Origin of the sequence: Streptomyces aurantiogriseus (genome assembly GCF_014649375.1) — a bacterium.
GTDB lineage: Bacteria > Actinomycetota > Actinomycetes > Streptomycetales > Streptomycetaceae > Streptomyces > Streptomyces aurantiogriseus.
In genome coordinates this window covers 117,840-136,804 of sequence record NZ_BMSX01000022.1, presented here as the reverse complement: position 1 = coordinate 136,804, position 18,965 = coordinate 117,840, and the positions used below count along the sequence as shown (strand labels likewise).

Below are 18,965 nucleotides of genomic sequence, written 5' to 3'. Positions count from 1 at the left end.
CGATACGGTGATGCGTTTGGCATATGCCACAGTCTTCACAGGGGTATTGAGTGGTGTGGAGGGTGTACCCGCGTCGGTGGGTCAAGTCGTAGGCGGCGTACGCCACTTGGTGGGTTCGGGGGGTCGCTCGAGGGGGGTCGCCCGGACGTTCGACGGCCGCGTGTTCCAGAGTGTGGGGTCATGAGGGGTCGGGCTGTGCACTCGTGACGCAGGTCACATCAATTCACCACCGCTTTTGCGTAATGCGAACGGCCTTTGCGAGGTCCTACAAGCATCACGCCGAAACGGCCGACCCTTCACCGCTGCGGAGACCGACCATGGACCTCGCCCACGTCACCGTCCGACAGACCGCCCGTGCCCAGCTCATCACCGCGCAGGAGCAGGAGCTGCCCGTCCCCGCCACGCTCCGCTACACCTCCACCGACCCCCTAGCCGTGCATCTCGACTTCCCGTCGGAGGCCTGTCTGCAGGGCGAGCCGGTCACCTGGACCTTCGGCCGGGCGCTGCTGGAGGAGGGGCTGCGTGGTCCGGCCGGCAGCGGTGACGTGCAGATCTGGCCGTGCGGCCGGTCCCGTACGGTGATGGAGCTCCACTCCCCGCTCGGGCTGGCCCTGCTCCAGTTCGACACGGCGGCCCTGCGGCGCTTCCTGCTGCGCAGCTACGCCGTGGTCGCGGCGGGACGGGAGGACGTCGGCGCCGCGGTCGACCAGGGGCTGAACGCTCTGCTCGGCAACGTCTGAGGGCTCCGGCGTCAGCGGTACAGCTCCGGGCGCGGGGCGAGGTCCACGGCCACGCGCGTGCCGTTCTCCAGCGCCCGGACCCCGGCCTCGGCGACGACGGAGGCCGTGTAGCCGTCCCAGGCGGACGGGCCGGTGACCCGGCCCCGGCGGGTGGCGTCGACCCAGGCCTGCACCTCGCGGTCGTAGGCGTCGACGAAGCGGACCAGGTAGTCCTGGGGCACGTCCGTGCCGGCGCTGCCCCGCGCGGTCACGAGCAGGCCGTGATCGTCGCCGATCCGGGCGCTGCCCGCCTCGCACACGGCCTCGCAGCGCACCTGGTAGCCGAAGCCGCAGTTGACGAACACCTCCACGTCGACCAGGGCTCCCCCGTCGGTCTCGAAGAGCACGAACTGCGGGTCGAGCAGGCCCTCCGGGGCGCCGGACGAGGAACGCGGCCGCAGCACGGTCACGGCGGTCAGCTCCTGGCCCAGCAGCCAGCGGGCGGCGTCGATCTCGTGCGACACCGAGCTGTCGATCAGCATGGCGCTGGTGAAGCCGGGCGGCGAGGAGACGTTGCGGTGGGTGCAGTGCAGCATCAGCGGCCGGCCCAGGCGCCCGTCGTCCAGCAGGGCCTTCAGCCTGCGGTACTCGGTGTCGTAGCGCCGCATGAAACCGATCTGGGCCAGACGCCGGCCCAGCCGTGCCTCCGCCTCCAGGACGCGCAGCGCGCCGGCGGAGTCCGGCACCATGGGCTTCTCGCACAGCACCGGCAGACCGCGGGCGAAGGCCGCGAGCAGGGCCTCCTCGTGCGCGGGACCGGGGGAGGCGATCAGCACGGCCTCGACGCCGGGGGCGTCCAGCGCGGACTCCACCTCCCTGTGGACCGAGACCCCCTCGATCCCGGCGGCGGCCTCCTTCGCGCGGGCGGCGTCGGGATCGGCCACGGCGGCGACCCTGGCCCCGCTCACCACGCGATCAAGGCGTCGTATGTGGTCAGCGCCCATGTGGCCGGCGCCCAGTACTGCCACACCCAGCAGGTCACCCACGTGCGCTCTCCCTCCGGCCGACGATCACGCCGTAGCGTACGCCGCCTGGGAAAACGCGAAGCGCGCTAGTAGCGGAGTACTCCCGCGATACCGTCCGCGTCGCCCAGCGTGCCGTCGGGGACGAAGCGCACCTCGGCGCCCGTCTCCAGGCACTGCTCGACGATCTCGTCCACGATGTCGTCGCGGGCGTCGAGATCGCTGCTCTCGGCCGGGATCAGGTGGGCGCCGTCGTCGCGCACGGTGACGCGGTAGTTCTCCTCGACGGCGAGCAGCCGGACCCGGCCCTCCCGGGCGCTCTGCCAGACCTCGTCGACACCGGCCGCGAACTGCTTGCGCCCCAGGGCCGATACCAGCTCCTGGCTGACCGTGTCCACGCTCTTGCGGGCCTCGGCGGCAATCAGGGGCCCCACGGCCTGCCACACCGCGTCCGGGGTCCCGTGGGACAGTCCGCCGTGCGGGACGTGCACCGCGTCCCTGGTGACGGTACCGATCTCGTCGAGGGCGGACAGCGCGGCCTGCTCGCCGGTGATGTACAGCGGCCTCGGGTCCTCGCGCAGCAGACGGCTCATCGCCGTGTCGGCGTCGCGCAGGAAGTGGCGGGTGTCCTCGTCGCGGAAGGTGCTCGGGATGTCGCCGATCTGCTCCTGGCGCTCGGCGTCGAAGTTCAGGCGATCCCTGGTCAGCGGAAAGCCGCCGGAGTGGTCCTCGGTGACCCGGTCGGCGCCGCCGCTCCACAGCGTGACACGGTCGGCGGAGATCGACAGCACCCAGAACGGCCGCTCGGCCGCGTGCGCGGAGACCAGGTTGCGGGTGAGGAAGGTGTCGGAGAGGACGACGCGCTCGGGCACGGGCCGGGCCAGGGACCACACCTGGTGCTCGCCCGGCGCGGCGAAGATCGCCAGGCCGTCCTCGGCATGCGCCAGATCGACCTCGGCCAGGGCCCGGTCGAGCTGCTCGGCGACGTCGGCGCGCCGCTCCCGGGTGACCGACGGATCGGCCTCCAGCTGTTTCTTCGCTGCGGCCACGACATTGCGCAGCCGGACCCGGTCCTGGGTGTTCTCGGGCTCGCGGCGGTGCGTCGGCGTCAGCACGGACACCGCCGGATAGGGACGCGGGCGGCGCAGTTCGGAGAGGGTCGCGGGGCTGAGTGCGTGCTCCATAGCAGCACGATAGGTCCGATTCGCATGTACGGCATACGGGGCAATTGGGGCGAGGGCGTCATGCGCGGTCCCGGTGAGGGTGTGGCGGCGGGCGGGGTGCTGTGTGCCCCTTCGTGGCGGATCCCGTAGAGTCCCGACCTCGTACGGTTGCCTGTTCGGACGCACCAACTGTGTTGGATACGCAGGGTTTACATACGTTCGACCCATCGTATGCGGGGACTTGCTAGAGTGTTACTCGCCGGTAGCAAGCTGAACGAGGGGAACGCGGACCCGGAGTCCGCGCGGACGCGGATGACGCATCTCGAACTCCAGTTCCCTCGCCCACATCCAGACAGGTGAGACTCGTCAACATGGCTCGTTCCCTGGTCGATCTGCTGACCACGCACGCCACGCACCAGCCCGACCGGACCGCCTACCGCTACCTCGTCACGGGGGACCCGGACGGAGAGATCCAGGAGATCTCCTACGCCCGCCTGGCCACCCGCTCCCGGGCCGTCGCCGCCTGGCTCCAGGAACGCGGTCTCGCCGGCTCCCGCGCGATGCTGCTCCACCCGCCCGGCCTGGAGTTCGTCTGCGGCTACCTCGGCTGCCTCTCCGCCGGAGTCGTCGCCGTACCGGGCGTGCCCCCGCAGGGCCGCGCGCAGAACCACCGCGCCCTCACCCGGATGAAGCGCCTGATCGCCGACGCGGACGCCAAGGTGATCCTGGGCGGCCGCGAGGTGATCGCCGCCCTCGGCACCATGACCGAGCACCTGCCCGAACTCGCCGGGATCACCTGCGTGGCCACCGAGGACATAGCCGACGACACGGCCGCGGCCTGGCGCGAGCCCGACCTCACCGCCGACTCCGTCGCCTTCCTCCAGTACACCTCCGGTTCCACCTCCGCACCCAAGGGCGTGGTCGTCACCCACGGCAACCTGCTGGACAACGAGCGGGTCATCACCGAACGCATGGGCCACACCCCGGAGGTCATCGAGGAGTACGGCCACGAACTGATCGTCAGCTGGCTGCCCGTCTACCACGACATGGGGCTCATCGGCCCGGTCCTGAACACGGTCTACCTCGGCCTCACCACCACCCTCTTCTCCCCGCTGCACTTCCTGCAGCGCCCCGACCGCTGGCTGCGGGCCGTCAGCCACTACCGCCCGCACACCAGCGGCGGCCCCAACTTCGCCTACGAGCTGTGTCTGAGGCACGCCACCCCCGAACTCGTCGACGACCTCGACCTGAGCTCGTGGAAGGTCGCTTTCAACGGCGCCGAACCGGTGCGCGCAGCCACCCTGCGGCGGTTCACCGAGACCTTCGCCCCGGCCGGGTTCCGTCGCGATGCCTTCTACCCCTGCTACGGGCTGGCCGAGGCCACCGTCATGGTCACCGGCGGCACGGTGGGGCAGCCCCCCGTCCTGCTGGACGCGGACGGCGACACAACCGACGCCGCCGCCGTGGGCTGCGGGAAGCCCGGCGAAGGGGTGACCGTCGTCGTCGCCGACCCCGAGCGGCGGCAGGAGCTGCCCGAGGGCGAGGCCGGCGAGATCTGGGTGCGGGGCGCGAGCGTCGCGAAGGGCTACTGGCGCAACGCCCTCGCCACCCGGGAGTCCTTCCGTGCCACCCTGCCCGGCCACGAGGGCCGCTTCCTGCGCACCGGCGACCTCGGATTCCTGCGCGGCGGCGAGCTGTTCGTGACCGGCCGGCTGAAGGACCTGATGGTCATCGACGGCCGCAACCACTACCCGCAGGACCTGGAACTCGCCGCGGAGATGTCCCACCCCGCGCTGCGGCCCGGCTGCACCGCCGCCTTCTCCGTGGACAACGGCGTCGAGGGAGAACTGCCCGTCCTCGTCGCCGAGGTGGCCCCCGACGCGGCCGGCGAGGCCGAGAAGATCACCGATCTGATCCGGGCCGCGATCGGCGACGCCCACGGACTGCCCGTGCACGACGTCGTCCTGGTCCAGCCCGGCACGATTCCCAAGACCTCCAGCGGCAAGATCCAGCGCCGCGCCTCCCGCGCCGCCTACCTCGACGGCAGCCTCTCCGTGATCGGCGCACCCGCCCACGGATGACAACGGCCGCCCTCGGCCCGCCCGTTCGGCCGACGGGGCGGCTGTCCCCCGGCCGTCGTATCCCACTCCTCACTCCGGCCGTGCCCCTCATGGCGTACGGATCCCGCCGCGCACCCAGTTCACGAGGACTCCTTTCCCGATGCCTGCGAACGCGTCCCAGCACCAGATCCCCGATCCGTCCGTGACGACCGTCGAGGGCGTGCGCGCCTGGCTGGCGACGGCCGTGGCCGAGGCGGCCGGACTCGATCCGCTGACCGTCGACCCGCACCGCCCGATGGCCGAATTCGGCCTGGGATCACGTCAGTTGGTTGCTCTCGGAGTCGCCCTCTCCGAGCGGATCGGCCGCACCCTGGAGCCGTCCCTCGTGTTCAACCACCCCACGATCGCGGCGCTCGCCGACGCGCTCTTCGAGGAACGGGCCGTCGAGCAGGTATCCGAGCAGCCGGGGCGGGGCGAGCACGACGACATCGCCCTCATCTCCATGGCGTGCCGCTTTCCCGGCGGAGCCGAGGACCCCGAGGCTCTGTGGCGGATCCTCGACGCCGGACAGGACGTCATCTCCGAGGTGCCGGCGGGCCGTTGGGACACGCGGGGCCTGTTCGATCCCGACCCGGAGGCCACCGGCAAGGCCTACACGCTGCGCGGCGGCTTCCTCGACGGCATCGACCGCTTCGACGCGCCCTTCTTCGGCATCTCCCCGCGCGAGGCAGCCGCCATGGACCCGCAGCAGCGGCTGCTGCTCCAGACCGCCTGGGAGACCCTCGAACGCGCCGGCATCGTCCCCGACACGCTCAACGGCAGCTCCACGGGCGTCTACATCGGCCTCTACGACAGCGGATACCTCGGCGCGGCCTCCCTCGGGCAGCTCGACGGGCACGTCGGCACCGGCTCGGCCGCCGGCGTGGCCTCCGGGCGCATCGCCTACACGCTCGGCCTCCAGGGACCCGCGGTCACCGTCGACACCGCCTGCTCCTCCTCGCTGGTCGCGCTGCATCTCGCGGCGCGGGCGCTCGCGGCCGGGGAGTGCGACCTCGCCCTGGCGGGCGGCGCGACGCTGCTGGTGACGCCGCGCGGGCACGTCGAGTTCAGCCGGCTGCGCGGGCTGTCGCCGTCCGGTCGGTGCAGCCCGTTCTCCGCCGACGCGGACGGTGTGGTGTGGGCGGAGGGCTGCGGGCTGGTGCTGCTCAAGCGGCTCGCCGACGCGCGGCGGGACGGCGACCGGGTCCTCGCCGTCGTCAAGGGCTCGGCCCTCAACCAGGACGGCCGCAGCCAGGGGCTGAGCGCCCCCAACGGGCTCGCGCAGGAACGGGTGCTGCGGGCCGCCCTGGACGCCGCCGGACTGCGCCCGGAGGACATCGACCACGTCGAGGCCCATGGCACCGGCACCCGGCTCGGCGACCCGATCGAGGGCAACGCGCTCGCCGCCGTCTTCGGGCCGGGACGGCCCGCCGACCGGCCCCTCGGCGTCGGCTCCCTGAAGTCGAACATCGGACACACCCAGGCCGCGGCGGGCATCGGCGGTGTCATCAAGACGGTACTGGCCCTCGGGCACGAGCGGATCCCGGCGACCCTGCACGCCGAGACGCCCACCGAGCACATCGCCTGGGACGGGAGCGGGCTGCGCGTGGCCACCGGCGCGGTGGCCTGGCCGCGTCGCGCGGACCGGGTGCGGCGGGCGGGCGTGAGCGCCTTCGGGATCAGCGGGACGAACGCGCATGTGGTGCTGGAGGAGGCGCCCGGGCAGGAAGGGCTGCGCCAGGAGGAGGTGCCTCCGCAGGGCGGGATGCCACCGCAGGGTGGGGTGCCTCAGCAGGGCGGGATGCCACCGCAGGGTGGGGTGCCTCAGCAGGGCGGGATGCCACCGCAGGGTGGGGTGCCTCCGCAGGGTGGGGTGCCTCCGCAGGGCGTGGTGCCTCCGCAGGGTGGGGTGCCTCCGCAGGGCGTGGTGCCTCCGCAGGAGGGGGCGATCCGGGAGGACGGGGTGTCCGCGGCCGGCCTCGCAGGGCAGACCCTCTTCCCGCTCTCCGGGCGCAGCCTGCCCGCCCTGCGGGGACAGGCCGAGCGACTCGCCGCGACCCTGCGCGAGCGACCCGAGTCACCCCTCCCTGCCGTCGCCGCGACCCTCGCCCACCATCGCACCCACTTCGAGCACCGGGCCGTCGTCCAGGCGGCCGACCGCGACGAACTCCTCGCCGCGCTCTCCGCGTTGGCCGACGGACAGCCCGACCCCGACCGTACCGCGGGCCCCCAGCAGACCCTTCCGCCCGGCAAGGTGGCCTTCGTCTTCCCCGGCCAGGGGGCCCAGTGGCCCGGCATGGCCCGTGACCTGCTCGCGCACGACCCCGTGTTCGCGGACGAACTCGACCGCTGCGACGGCGCCCTGCGCCCCTTCACCGAGTGGTCCGTCGCCGCCGTGCTGCGCGGCGACGCGGGCGCGCCCTCCCTGGACCGCGTCGACGTCGTCCAGCCGGTCCTCTTCGCCGTGATGGTGTCCCTGGCCGCCGTGTGGCGGGCCCGCGGCATCCGCCCGGACGCGGTGATCGGACACAGCCAGGGCGAGGTCGCCGCGGCCTGCGTCGCCGGGGCCCTCAGCCTCAACGACGCGGCCGCCGTCGTCGCCCTGCGCAGCCAGGCCCTGACCGCGCTGTCCGGCACCGGCACCATGGCCGTCGTCGCCCTGCCCCCCACCGAGGTCGAGGCCCGTCTCGCCGACCTGGACGGCCGGGTGTCCGTCGCCGCCGTCAACAGCGGACGCTCCACGGTGATCGCCGGAGAGGTCGGGCCGCTCCAGGCACTCCTCGACACCCTGGACCGCGAGCAGGTGTTCGTCCGCCGGCTCGACGTCGACTACGCCTCCCACAGCGCCCAGGTGGAACCGGTCCGCACCGACATCCTCGACGAACTCGACGGCGTGATCACGTATCCGAGCTCCGTGGCCTGGTACTCCACGGTCACCGGCGAGCCCGTCACCGAGGAACTGGAAGCCGACTACTGGTACACCAACCTGCGCGAGCCCGTCCGCTTCGCGCCCACCGTGGAGCGCATGGCGGCCGACGGACACCGGTACTTCGTCGAACTGAGCCCGCATCCCTCCCTCTTGACCGCCGTGCGCACGATCGGCGAGGAGGCCGGGCACGATCTCGTCGCCGTCGGCTCGCTGCGCCGGGATGCCGACGGACCGGCCTGCCTGGACCGGGCGGCGGCCGAACTCCACGTCCACGGGCGGCACCTCGACTGGCGCCGCCTCGTTCCCCCGACGGGCCCGGCCGAACTGCCCACGTACGCCTGGGACACGCAGCGGTACTGGATCGAGCCCGAGGGCGCCACCGGCACAGCCGCCGGACTCTTCGACCGCGCAGCGCACCCGCTGCTCGGCATCCAGCTCCAGTCGGCGGACGAGACCCGCTGGACCTTCCGCAACGAATGGTCCCCGGCCACCGCCGACTGGCTGCCCGACCACACCGTGTTCGGCCGCACCGTCGTCTCGGGCACCACCCTGCTCGAACTGTGCCGTGCCGCCCTCGCCGCCGCCCGCCCCGACGAGCCCGCCGACGTCACCGGCCTGCTCCTCCTCGCCCCCCTCGTCCTGCCCGCCTCCGGCACGGTCGAGGTGTCCGTGGAGGTGGTCGCCGACGGTCCCGCGCCCGAGGTCACCGTGCACAGCCGCCCGCGCGGCCAGGAGGCGGCGGGCTGGACGCTGCACGCCACCGCGTCGGGCTCCGAGCCGGCCGTGGAGGAGGGGGACCGGCCACCGGCGTGGCCCGAGGGCGCCGCACCGGCCTGGACCCCGGAGACGTACGAGCGGCTGACCAGGACCGGCCTTGCCTACGGCCCCGCCTTCCAGGGCGTACGGGAAGCGGTGCTCACCGGCGACGGGGAACTGCTCGCCCGCCTGTCCCTGCCGCCCACCGCCCAGGACGTGGCCGACCCCTACCCGGTCCACCCGGCGCTGCTGGACGCCGCCCTGCACGTCGCCGCCGCACTCGACACCTCCGACGACCGGGTCCTGCTGCCCGTCGCCGTGGGCCGCTGCACCCTGCCGCCCGGCGGAGCCACGGACCTGACCGCCTCCGTCCGGCGCACGGGCGCGACGGCCACCGACCTCACCCTCGACCTCACCCTGTGGGACGCCGACGGCTTCCCGGCCGGCCGTCTGGAGGACGTACGGCTGCGGACGGCGACCCCGGCCGACCTCAGCGGCGGCTCGGAGAACGCACGGCACCTGTACGAGGTGGCGTGGACGGCCGTGGGCCTTCCGGCTGAGGATCCGCAGGGGGAGTGGGCCGTCGTCGGTGATCCGGCGGCCGTGCGCCGGCTGGAGGCGGCCGGGGTCCGGTTGAGCGACACGGACGCCGCCGATGTCGTCGTACGGTTCTGGCCGCAGTCCGCGTCCGGCGGTGAACCCGCCGCTGTCACCCAGGAGTTGGCAGCCACCGCACTCGCCGAGTTGCAGGCGCTCGTCGCGCTTCCGCCGGGGCAGGCGCCCGCGCGGACAGTCTGGGTGACGCGGGGCGCGGTCGCCGCCGGTGCGGGCGACGCCGTTGCGGGGCTCGCGCAGTCCGTGCTGTGGGGGCTGGCCCGCAGTGCGCGCGCCGAGCATCCGGACCTCGGGCTGACCCTGCTGGACGTCGACGGCCCCGACTGCGTGGACGCGCTCCGGGCCGCCGTCGCACACGTCGGCGAACCCGAACTCGCCTGCCGACGCGACGAGTTGCTTGCCCCTCGGCTGATCCGCGCCCGCACTGCGAACAGCGGGACCCTGCCCACCGACGGCACCGTCCTGATCACCGGCGGCCTCGGTGCCGTCGGACGGCACATCGCGCGCCTGCTCGCCGAACGAGGCGTGCCTCGCCTTATGCTGACGTCCCGTCAGGGAGCCGACGATCCACGCGCCGCCGACACCATCGCCGAACTGGCCTCCCTCGGCGCCGAGGCCGAGGTGGCCGCCTGCGATGTCGCGGACGCCGACGCCCTGGCCGATGTCCTCGCGCGCGTGAAGACACCCCTGCGGGGAGTGGTCCACTGCGCGGGCGTCCTGGACGACGGAGTGATCGCCGAGCTGACGCCCGAGCGGCTCGCGCGGGTGCTGCGGCCCAAGGCCGACGGCGCCGCCCATCTGCACCGGCTCACCGCCGGACTGCCGCTGGAGATGTTCCTGCTGGTGTCCTCGGCCGCCGGCGTGCTCGGCAACGCCGGTCAGGGCAACTACGCGGCCGCCAACGTCTTCCTCGACCAGCTCGCCCACCACCGGCGCGCCCAGGGGCTGCCCGCGGTCTCCGTCTCCTTCGGCGCCTGGGCCGGCGAGGGCCTCGCCGCCGAACACGCCGACCTGGCGCGCATGGCCCGCCTCGGTCACCGCGCCCTCACCCCCGACCAGGGCCGCGACCTGGTCGAACTCTCCCTGCGGCGCGGCACGCCCCACCTGGTCGCCTGCGCCCTCGACCTGCCGCGTCTGCGCGAGACGGTGGCAGGGGCCGCTCTGTGGCGCTCACTGCTGCCCGCGCCCCGCACCACCGGCCGGGACGGCGGCCTCGCCGACCGGCTGGCCGCGCTGCCCGAGGCCGAACGCACCGACCGCGTCCTCGCCCTCGTCCGCGAGGAGGTCTCCCGCGCCCTCGGCCTGCGCTCGGCGGAGTCCGTCCGGCCCGACCAGCCGCTGCGCGAACTCGGCATGGACTCGGTGACGGCGGTCGAACTGCGCAACCGCATCGGCGCGCGCCTCGCCGTCAAGCTCCCGGCCACTCTGCTGTTCGACCACCCCACCCCGGCCCGGCTCGCCCGCCACCTGCTCGACACCGCGCTCGGCATGAAGACCACCAAGGCGGCGGCCGCCGTACGACCGGCCCGCGGCAAGGCCCCGACCGACGAGCCGATCGCCGTCGTGGCGATGGCCTGCCGTCTGCCCGGCGGTGTGCACGACCCCGACGACCTGTGGCGGCTGGTCGCCGACGGGCGGGACGCCGTCGGCCCCTTCCCGGCCGGGCGCTGGGACGTGGAGTCCCTCTACGATCCCGACCCGGACGCCCCCGGCAAGTCCTACGCCCGGGACGGCGGATTCCTCGACGACATCGAGTCCTTCGACGCGGGCTTCTTCGGCGTCACCCCGAAGGAGGCCGCCGCCATGGACCCGCAGCAGCGGCTGCTGCTGGAGACGGCGTGGGAGGCGCTGGAGCGCGCCGGGATCGTGCCCGCCTCCCTCGCCGGCAGCACCACCGGCGTGTACGTCGGCATGTTCGGCAGCGACTACCTGGCCGGCACCCGCCTCGACCAGCTCGACGGCTACGTCGGCACCGGCTCCGCGCTGAGCGTGGCCTCCGGCCGGCTCGCGTACGCCCTCGGCCTGCACGGGCCCGCGCTCACCGTCGACACGGCCTGCTCGTCCTCCCTGGTCGCCACCCACCTCGCGGCCCAGGCGCTGCGGTCGGGCGAGTGCGACCTCGCGCTCGCCGGCGGTGTCACCCTGATGGTGACCCCGCAGACCTTCGTCGAGTTCAGCCGTCTGCGCGGGCTGTCCGCGAGCGGCCGCTGCCGCTCCTTCTCCGACGACGCCGACGGCGCGATCTGGGCCGAGGGCGCCGGCATGCTCGTCCTGAAGCGGCTGAGCGACGCCCGGCGCGACGGCGACGGGGTGCTCGCGGTGCTGCGCGGCACGGCCGTCAACCAGGACGGCCGCAGCCAGGGGCTGTCCGCCCCCAACGGGCCCGCCCAGGAGCAGGTCGTCCGGCGCGCCCTGGAACAGTCCGGGCTCGCCCCCGACGACATCGACTACGTCGAGGCGCACGGCACCGGCACCACCCTCGGCGACCCCATCGAGGCGAACGCCCTCTCCCAGGTCTTCGGCGCGACCCGCCCCCGTGAGCGGCCGCTGTACCTGGGATCCCTCAAGTCCAACATCGGTCACACCCAGGCCGCTTCAGGCATCGCCGGGCTGGTCAAGGTGGTCCAGTCGCTCCGCCACGAGACACTACCGGCCACCCTGCACGCGGACACCCCCAGCCGTCATGTGGACTGGGACGACAGCGGACTGCGGCTGGTCCGGGAGGCGCGGCCCTGGCCGGCGACGGGGGAGCGGGTCCGGCGCGCCGGGGTGAGCGCCTTCGGGATCAGCGGCACGAACGCCCATGTGATCGTGGAGGAGGCACCTGCCGACGCACCTGCCGACGAGCCACCGCCGGAGGCCGACGTGCCGGAGGGCAAGCGGCTGTTCGTCCTGTCCGGACGCAGTGAGGCCGCCCTGCGCGGACAGGCCGCGCGGCTCTCCGCACAGGTCACCGAGGACACCGTCCTGCCGGACCTCGCCCACACCCTCGCCCACCACCGCAGCCACTTCGAGCGGCGTGCCGCTGTCGTGGCCGGCGACCACGGCGAACTACGCACCGTCCTCGACGCGTTGGCGTCCGGACGGGCGCCCCTGGCCGCGCCCCGCGAGGAGCAGGGCGGGAAGGTCGCCTTCGTGTTCGCCGGGCACGGCGGCCAATGGCCCGGCATGGGGCTGGAGTCGTACGCCGACTCCGAGGCGTTCCGTGCGGAGCTGACCCGGATCGACGAGGCCGTGCAGCGGCACGTCGGCTGGTCCGTGCTCAACGTCCTGCGCGCTCCTGAGGAGTTCTCGCCGCTGGAGCGCACCGAGTACCTCCAGCCGGTGCTGTTCGCGGTGAATGCGGCGCTGGCCGCCGCCTGGCGCGCGCTCGGCGTCGCCCCGGACGCCGTGGTCGGACACAGCCTGGGCGAGATCGCCGCCGCTCATGACGCGGGCGCCCTCACCCTCGACGAGGCCGTGACCGTGGTGACCGGGCGCGCCCACGCCGTCGTCCCGCTCGTCGGACGCGGCGGCATGGTCGCCGTCGACCTCCCGCACGCGGAGGTCGAGGAACTGCTCGCCCCCTACGCCGGACGGCTGTTCGTCGGAGCCGTGAACAGCGCCCGCTCCACCGCCGTCTCCGGCGAAGCCGCCGCCCTGGCCGAGCTGGGCCGCCGGCTGGCGGAGCGGGGCGTCACCGTCCGCCGGCTGTCGACGCCGTTCGCCTCGCACAGCCCGCTCATGGAACCGCTGCGCGACGAGCTGCTCGACCGCTTCTCCGGTGTCCGGGGAACACGGACGGACACCTCGCTGTACTCGGCGGTGCTGGCCGAGCCCGTGGACGGCGACCGCCTGGACGCCGGGTACTGGTTCGCCAACCTCCGGCAGCCCGTACGCTTCGCGGACACCGTCCGCCGGATGCTCGACGACGGCTACCGCTACTTCGTCGAGCTGAGCCCGCACCCGTCGCTCACCGCCGCCATCGAGGCCGTCGCCGCCGAGGCCGGCACCGACGCCGTCGGCGTCGGCTCGCTGCGCCGCCAGCAGGACGGCCACGCCATCCTGCTGCGCCGGGCCGGCGAGCTGTACACGGCCGGGCACGCACCCGACTGGACGGCGCTGTTCCCGCAGGGCCGCCGCGTCGACCTGCCCACCTACGCCTTCGCCCGTGAACGCCACTGGCTCGCCCCCGCCCCGGCCACCGCGTCCGGTGCCTCCCCGCTGCTCGGCACGCACCTCGAGGCCGGCGACGAACCCGGCCGCCACCTCTTCCAGAGCGACCTCGACCTGCGCGACAGCCGCTTCGCCTACCTCACCGACCACCAGGTCACCGGAGAGGTCTGGCTGCCCGGCGCCGCCTTCCTCGACATGGCCCTGGAAGCCGCCGCCACCGTGGGCGAGGGCGGTGAGGTGCAGCTGGCGGACGTGCGGTTCGTCCAGCCGCTGCGCCTCCAGGAGGACCAGCCCGTGCGGCTGCAGCTCGTACTGCGGCCTGCCGGGGAGGACGGTTCCCGGGAGTTCACCGTCCACTCGGCTCCCGTCGGCGGACGGCGTTGGGAGCGGCACGTCATCGGTCGCGTCGTCGTCGACGGCACAGCTGTCCCCGGGCCGCACCTGGCCGACGTACGCCAGAACTGCACGGAGACCGTCGAACTCGCGTCTGTCTACGCCCAGATGGGTGCCCTCGGCATCGACTACGGTCCCGCCTTCCGCAACCTGGAGTCGGGTCACCGCGGCGGCACCACCGCCCTCGGCCGGCTCGCCGAGCGGCCCGCCGCCGGACACCTGTTCCACCCCGCTGTCCTCGACTCCGCCTTCCACACGGCCGCCCTGCCCGGCGACGCGCCCGAGGGCCGGGCGTTCGTGCCCGCGGGGTTCGGCCGGGTCCGCTTCACCGGGCGCCGTACCGCGCCCGTCTGGGTGAGCTGTGAGCTGCGGTCGCTCTTCGGTGACACCGCCACCCTCGACCTGCGGCTGTGGGACGAGGACGAGCAACTCGTCCTGGAGGCCGAGGAGTTCCGGCTCGCCGCCCTCTCCCCGCTGGACGGCGCCCTCTTCGAGACCCGCTGGCAGCCCCGCCCGGCCGCCCAGGAACCGCCCGCCGAGGGGAGCTGGCTGATCCTCGCCGACGGGACCGGAACCGCCGACGACCTCGTCGCCCGTCTCGGCTCCTCCGAGGTGCCGCACGTCGTCGCGCGCGGGGGAGCGGAGTTCGCCGTCGAGGGTCCCGGACAGTACGTCCTCGACCCCGCCGACGCCGGCCACCTGGCCCGGCTGCTCGACGAGGCGTATCCCGACGCCCTGCCCGCCCGGGTCGTCCAGCTCACCGCGCTCGACGCCCCGGCCGTCGCCGACGAGCGGACGGCCGAGGAGGCGGCCCGGCTGTGCTGCCTCAGCACCCTGCACCTGGTGCGTGCCCTCGCCGACCGCCCGCGCGGCCGTGCCCCGCGCCTGTTCGTCGTCGCCCGCGGCAGCCAGGCCGCCGGGGACAGCGGGCAGGTCGTGAACCCACAGCAGGCACTCGCCTGGGGCTTCGGGCTCGCGGTCGCGCAGGAGTACGCCGAGCTGTCGACCACCCTCGTCGACCTGCCGCCCACAGACGGCGCCGACGCCCTGTGGACACAGCTGCGGCACGCAGACGACGAACACCTCGTCGCCCTGCGCGAGTCCGGCCGTCTCGTCCCGCGCCTGGCCCGCACCCGCCCGGACACCGACGGCGAGCACGGCATCACCCCCGAGGGCGTCCACCTGATCACGGGCGGTCTCGGCGGTCTCGGCCGCGTCGTCGCCGAGCGGCTCGTCCGGCGCGGCGCCCGCCGCCTGGCCCTGATGAGCCGGGGCACGCCCGCCCCGGACGCCCTGCGCTGGATCCGGGGGCTGGAGGAGCGCGGGGTCACCGTGCATCTCGCCCGCGCCGACGTGGCCGACCGCGACGGCCTCACGGCCGCCCTGGACGCCGTACGACAGGAAGCCGGGTCCATCGCCGGGATCGTGCACGCGGCCGGCGTCCTCGACGACGCGACCGTGGCGAACCTGACCGACGAGCGTGTCCTGCGGGTCCTCGCGCCCAAGGTGCTCGGCACCGCCCTGCTCACCGAACTCGCCCCGGAAGCGGGCAACCTGATCCTGTTCGCCTCGGCGGCCGGTCTGCTCGGCTCGCCCGGACAGAGCCCCTACTCGGCAGCCAACGCCTTCCTCGACGCCTGGGCCCACCACCTCTCCCGCACCGGGCGACGGGCGCTCAGCCTCGACTGGGGCGCCTGGTCCGGCGTCGGCATGGTCGCCGAGTTCGGCACCCGGGCCGCCGAGACGGGCCGCTCCGGACTGGTCGCCTTCTCCCCGCAGGAGGGCGGCGAGCTGTTCGACCGCGTCCTGGCCACCTCCCGCCGCCAGCTCGCCCCGATGGCCCTGGACGGGGAGCTGCTCGCCCTCGCCCCGGACGCGGTCCGCACCCGCCCCCTTCTCGCCGACCTCGTCACCGCGCCCACCGGCACCGGCGACGCGGACGGACTGGTGCGGAAGGTGTTCGCCGCCACCACCGACGAGGACCGCGCCGACTGGCTCGAGGCCTACGTCCGAGCCCGCGTCGGCGAGGTCTCCGGTGGCGTCGTGGACGCCACCGCGAGCACCGCGCTGAAGGAGCTGGGCCTGGACTCCCTCATGCTGGTGCGGCTGCGCAACTCCTTCGCCCGCGAACTGGGCGTCGAACTGCCCACCGCCGAGATGTTCGCCGCCGCCGACATCCGCGGCCTGGCACGGACCCTGGCCGCCGCCCTGCCCGAGCGGGCGGTGGACCAGCCGGCCGTCGCCCCGGTCACGGACGTGCCGGAGACCGAGGCCCACCCGGCCACCCGCGACGTCGTACGCCTGCTGCGCAGCGCGCGCCCGGACATGCCGCAGGCCGCCCACGCCGTCGGTCTCGCCGTACGTCTCACCACTGCGACGGATCGCGAGACGCTCACCGGCATCGTGGCCCGGCTCACCGCACGGCACGCCGCCCTGCGGACGGCCGTCGTGACCGGCGTGGAGGGGCGGGAGCTGAAGGTCGTCCGGGAGCCGGCGGAGCCCCTGCTGCGCTGGACGCCCGTGACGGCGGAGCCGGACGCGGCCGAGCGGCTCCGGGAGCTGCTGGAACCGCCGTTCGACCTCGCGACCGCGCCCCTGTGGCGGTTCGAACTGCTGGACGTACCGGACCCGCAGTGCCAGATCCTGGTCTTCGGCGCCCACCATGCGGTCAGCGATCTGCAGTCCCTGCTGCTCGTGGCGGGCGAGATCGACGCCGAGCTGTCCGGCACCCCGCTCGACGGCGACGTCACGAACCGGGACGTCCGCCTCCTGATCGAGGCCCAGACCGGCGAGGGCGCGGTGACCGACGATTGGCGTGCGGCCTTCGACGGCAGCGAGCGGCTCGACCTGACGCTGTCGAAGCCCCGCCCGGCCGAGCGGTCGTACCGGGCCGGGAGCGTCACCGTCTCCCTTCCCGACGGGCTCATGGACCGCGTGGCGGAGACCGCGAGCCGGCTCGCCGTCACTCCCGCCGCCTTCTGCCTCGGCACCCTGACCGTGCTGCTGGCGCGGAAGCGGGAGAAGGAACGGTTCGTGCTCGCCGTGCCGGTGGACACCCGCATCCACGCCGACGCCTTCGACGCGGTGGGCTTCTTCGGCGTACCGGTGCCGTTCCCGGCCGAGGCACGCGCGGCGGAACCGGTGGCGGAGGTGCTGCGCCGCACGGACGGCCGTATGGAGCGGCTGCTGGCGAAGGGCGCGATGTTCTCCGACGTCCTGGCGACACTGGCCCGGCAGGGGCTGCACCGGGCGAACGCCCCGCTGGTGGAGGTCTACTTCAACTACGTCCGCTACGGAGGCCGCCTGGAACGGCTCGACGTCCTGCCGGCCGGCACCGGGTACTCCGACCTCGACCTGATGATCACCATGACCCCGGACGCGGGACGCCTCCGGCTCGACCACAACCTGGACATCCTCGACGCGGCGGCCGTGACCGGGCTGGGGGAGGAGTTCGTGCGGCTGCTGGGCGAGGTGGCCGCGGACGCCGATGTTCCGGTGCGTACGGCGCCGGTGCCCGCCGAGTCGCCGCGCTCCCTGGCCCTCGCCGCCACCTTCGCCCTCGGCAACCTGCCGCTGATGTGCGAGGCGGCCCTCAAGGACGGTCCGCACGGCGGTCCCACGGTCGCGGAGGCCCCGTACCACCAGGTGCTCGCCGCCCTGCGCGACCCCGTCGGCGTCTTCGCCGACCCCGGCACGGCGGTCGGCGTCGTGCTCCTGCGGGCGCGGGACCTGGAGCAGTTCGGCCCGGTGGATGACGTGCTCCTCGCCGAGCTGCGCACGGAGTACCCGGCCGCGCTGCGCGCCGTGGCCGAACGGACCCGCAAGCCGCTGGTCGTCGGCTTCCTGCCCTCCGACCGCGCCGACGAACGCCTCGCTCGGTGGGAGCGCGGGATCGCCGAGGAGCTGGCCGGGCTACCGGGCCTCGCGGTGCTCGGGCCCGACGACTGGACCCGCCACCACGCCGTCGAGGAACGCTTCGACGAGCGCACCGAACGGCTGGCCCACCTGCCCTTCACGCCGCCCTTCCAGGCGGCGGTGGCCCTGACCCTCGCCGACGTCGTCCGCGCGGTGCTGCGGCCCGCGCCGAAGGTGATCGCCGTCGACGGCGACGAGACGCTGTGGAGCGGCGTGGCCGGGGAGATCGGCCCCGAGGCCGTGGACCTGTCCGGGCCGCGTGCCCTGCTGGCGCGCCGGTTGGTGCAGTGGCGTGACGCCGGGGCGCTGCTGGCGCTCGTCAGCAACAACGACGAGGAGACCGTCCGTGCCGTCCTCGACCGGCCCGACAGCCTGCTCAAGCCCGAGCACTTCAGCGTGCTGTCCGCCGCGTGGGGCCCGAAGCCGACCCGTCTGACGGAGGCGGCCCGCACCCTCAACCTCGGTGTGGACAGCTTCCTCTTCCTGGACGACAACCCGGCCGAGATCGGGAAGATGCGTACGGCGTTGCCCGAGGTGCTGTCGGTGACCTGCCCACCGGTCGCCGAACTGGAGGAGTTTCTGCGCCGGTTGTGGCCCCTGGTCCCGGCCGCCGCGACCGCCGAGGACGCGCTGCGGGCCCGCTTCTACGACCAGGAGCGGGAGCGGGACGCAGTCCGCGAACAGGCCGGCTTCGAGGAGTTCCTCACCCAGCTGGAACTGGAGGTCGACATCCGGCCCCTGGGGGAGGAGGACGTGCAGCGGGCCGAGCAACTCGTCCGCCGCACCAACCAGTTCACCCTCCGCGCCCGCTCGGCCGGCGGCGGTGACCTCGACCGGTGGCGGCAGCGCGGCGAGGTGTGGACGGCCGCCGCCCGCGACCGCTTCGGCGACTACGGCCAGATCGGTCTCCTCGCCGTCCGCGCCGACGGCGACCAACTCGACGTACTGGCCTGGCTGATGAGCTGCCGGGCTCTCGGACGGGGCGTCGAGGAACGGCTGTTGGGTTGGCTCGCCGACCGGGCCGACGAACTGGGCTGCACCAAGGTCCGGTTGACGGCCGAGCGCACCCCGCGCAACGCACCCGCCCGCCGGATCGTGGCCGCCCTCGGCGGGGGCGACCAGGACGACGAACGGCTGGAGACCGTGGCGACACCGGAACACCTGCGGGCGTTCCGGTCCTGGGAGCAGTGACGGCGTCG

The 18,965-nt window shown here is 74.1% G+C and carries 5 protein-coding genes; 3 read left to right on the top strand and 2 right to left on the bottom strand.

What is annotated here, in order from left to right; all coding sequences use genetic code 11:
• Positions 1-317 precede the first annotated feature (317 nt).
• Positions 318-740: an SsgA family sporulation/cell division regulator gene (locus tag IE263_RS36755; protein ID WP_189942402.1), complete on the top strand. Its 423-nt coding sequence runs from the start codon at positions 318-320 to the stop codon at positions 738-740.
• Between the two features lie 11 nt (positions 741-751).
• Here the strand turns inward: IE263_RS36755 and IE263_RS36750 are convergent, their stop codons facing one another.
• Both IE263_RS36750 and IE263_RS36745 read right to left on the bottom strand, forming a co-directional pair.
• Positions 752-1,765 carry a Gfo/Idh/MocA family protein gene (locus IE263_RS36750; protein ID WP_189942401.1) on the bottom strand — a complete coding sequence of 338 codons (1,014 nt, stop codon included), beginning with the start codon at positions 1,763-1,765 and terminating at the stop codon, positions 752-754.
• 65 nt (positions 1,766-1,830) lie between these two features.
• Positions 1,831-2,925 carry a baeRF3 domain-containing protein gene (locus tag IE263_RS36745; RefSeq protein ID WP_189942400.1) on the bottom strand — a complete coding sequence of 365 codons (1,095 nt, stop codon included), beginning with the start codon at positions 2,923-2,925 and terminating at the stop codon, positions 1,831-1,833.
• Positions 2,926-3,275: 350 nt separating this feature from the next.
• On the opposite strand from IE263_RS36745, the gene IE263_RS36740 reads away from it, so the two are divergent.
• On the top strand, positions 3,276-4,985 hold the full coding sequence (locus tag IE263_RS36740; RefSeq protein ID WP_189942399.1) for a fatty acyl-AMP ligase: 1,710 nt from the start codon (positions 3,276-3,278) through the stop codon (positions 4,983-4,985).
• A 139-nt stretch (positions 4,986-5,124) separates the two neighbouring features.
• On the top strand, positions 5,125-18,957 hold the full coding sequence (locus IE263_RS36730; RefSeq protein ID WP_229911360.1) for a type I polyketide synthase: 13,833 nt from the start codon (positions 5,125-5,127) through the stop codon (positions 18,955-18,957).
• Positions 18,958-18,965: the final 8 nt, after the last annotated feature.

Coding starts and splice junctions, on each gene's coding strand:
- IE263_RS36755 (WP_189942402.1), top strand. CDS start 318: ATGGACCTCGCCCACGTCACCGTCCGACAGACCGCCCGTGCCCAGCTC.
- IE263_RS36745 (WP_189942400.1), bottom strand. CDS start 2,925: ATGGAGCACGCACTCAGCCCCGCGACCCTCTCCGAACTGCGCCGCCCG.
- IE263_RS36740 (WP_189942399.1), top strand. CDS start 3,276: ATGGCTCGTTCCCTGGTCGATCTGCTGACCACGCACGCCACGCACCAG.
- IE263_RS36730 (WP_229911360.1), top strand. CDS start 5,125: ATGCCTGCGAACGCGTCCCAGCACCAGATCCCCGATCCGTCCGTGACG.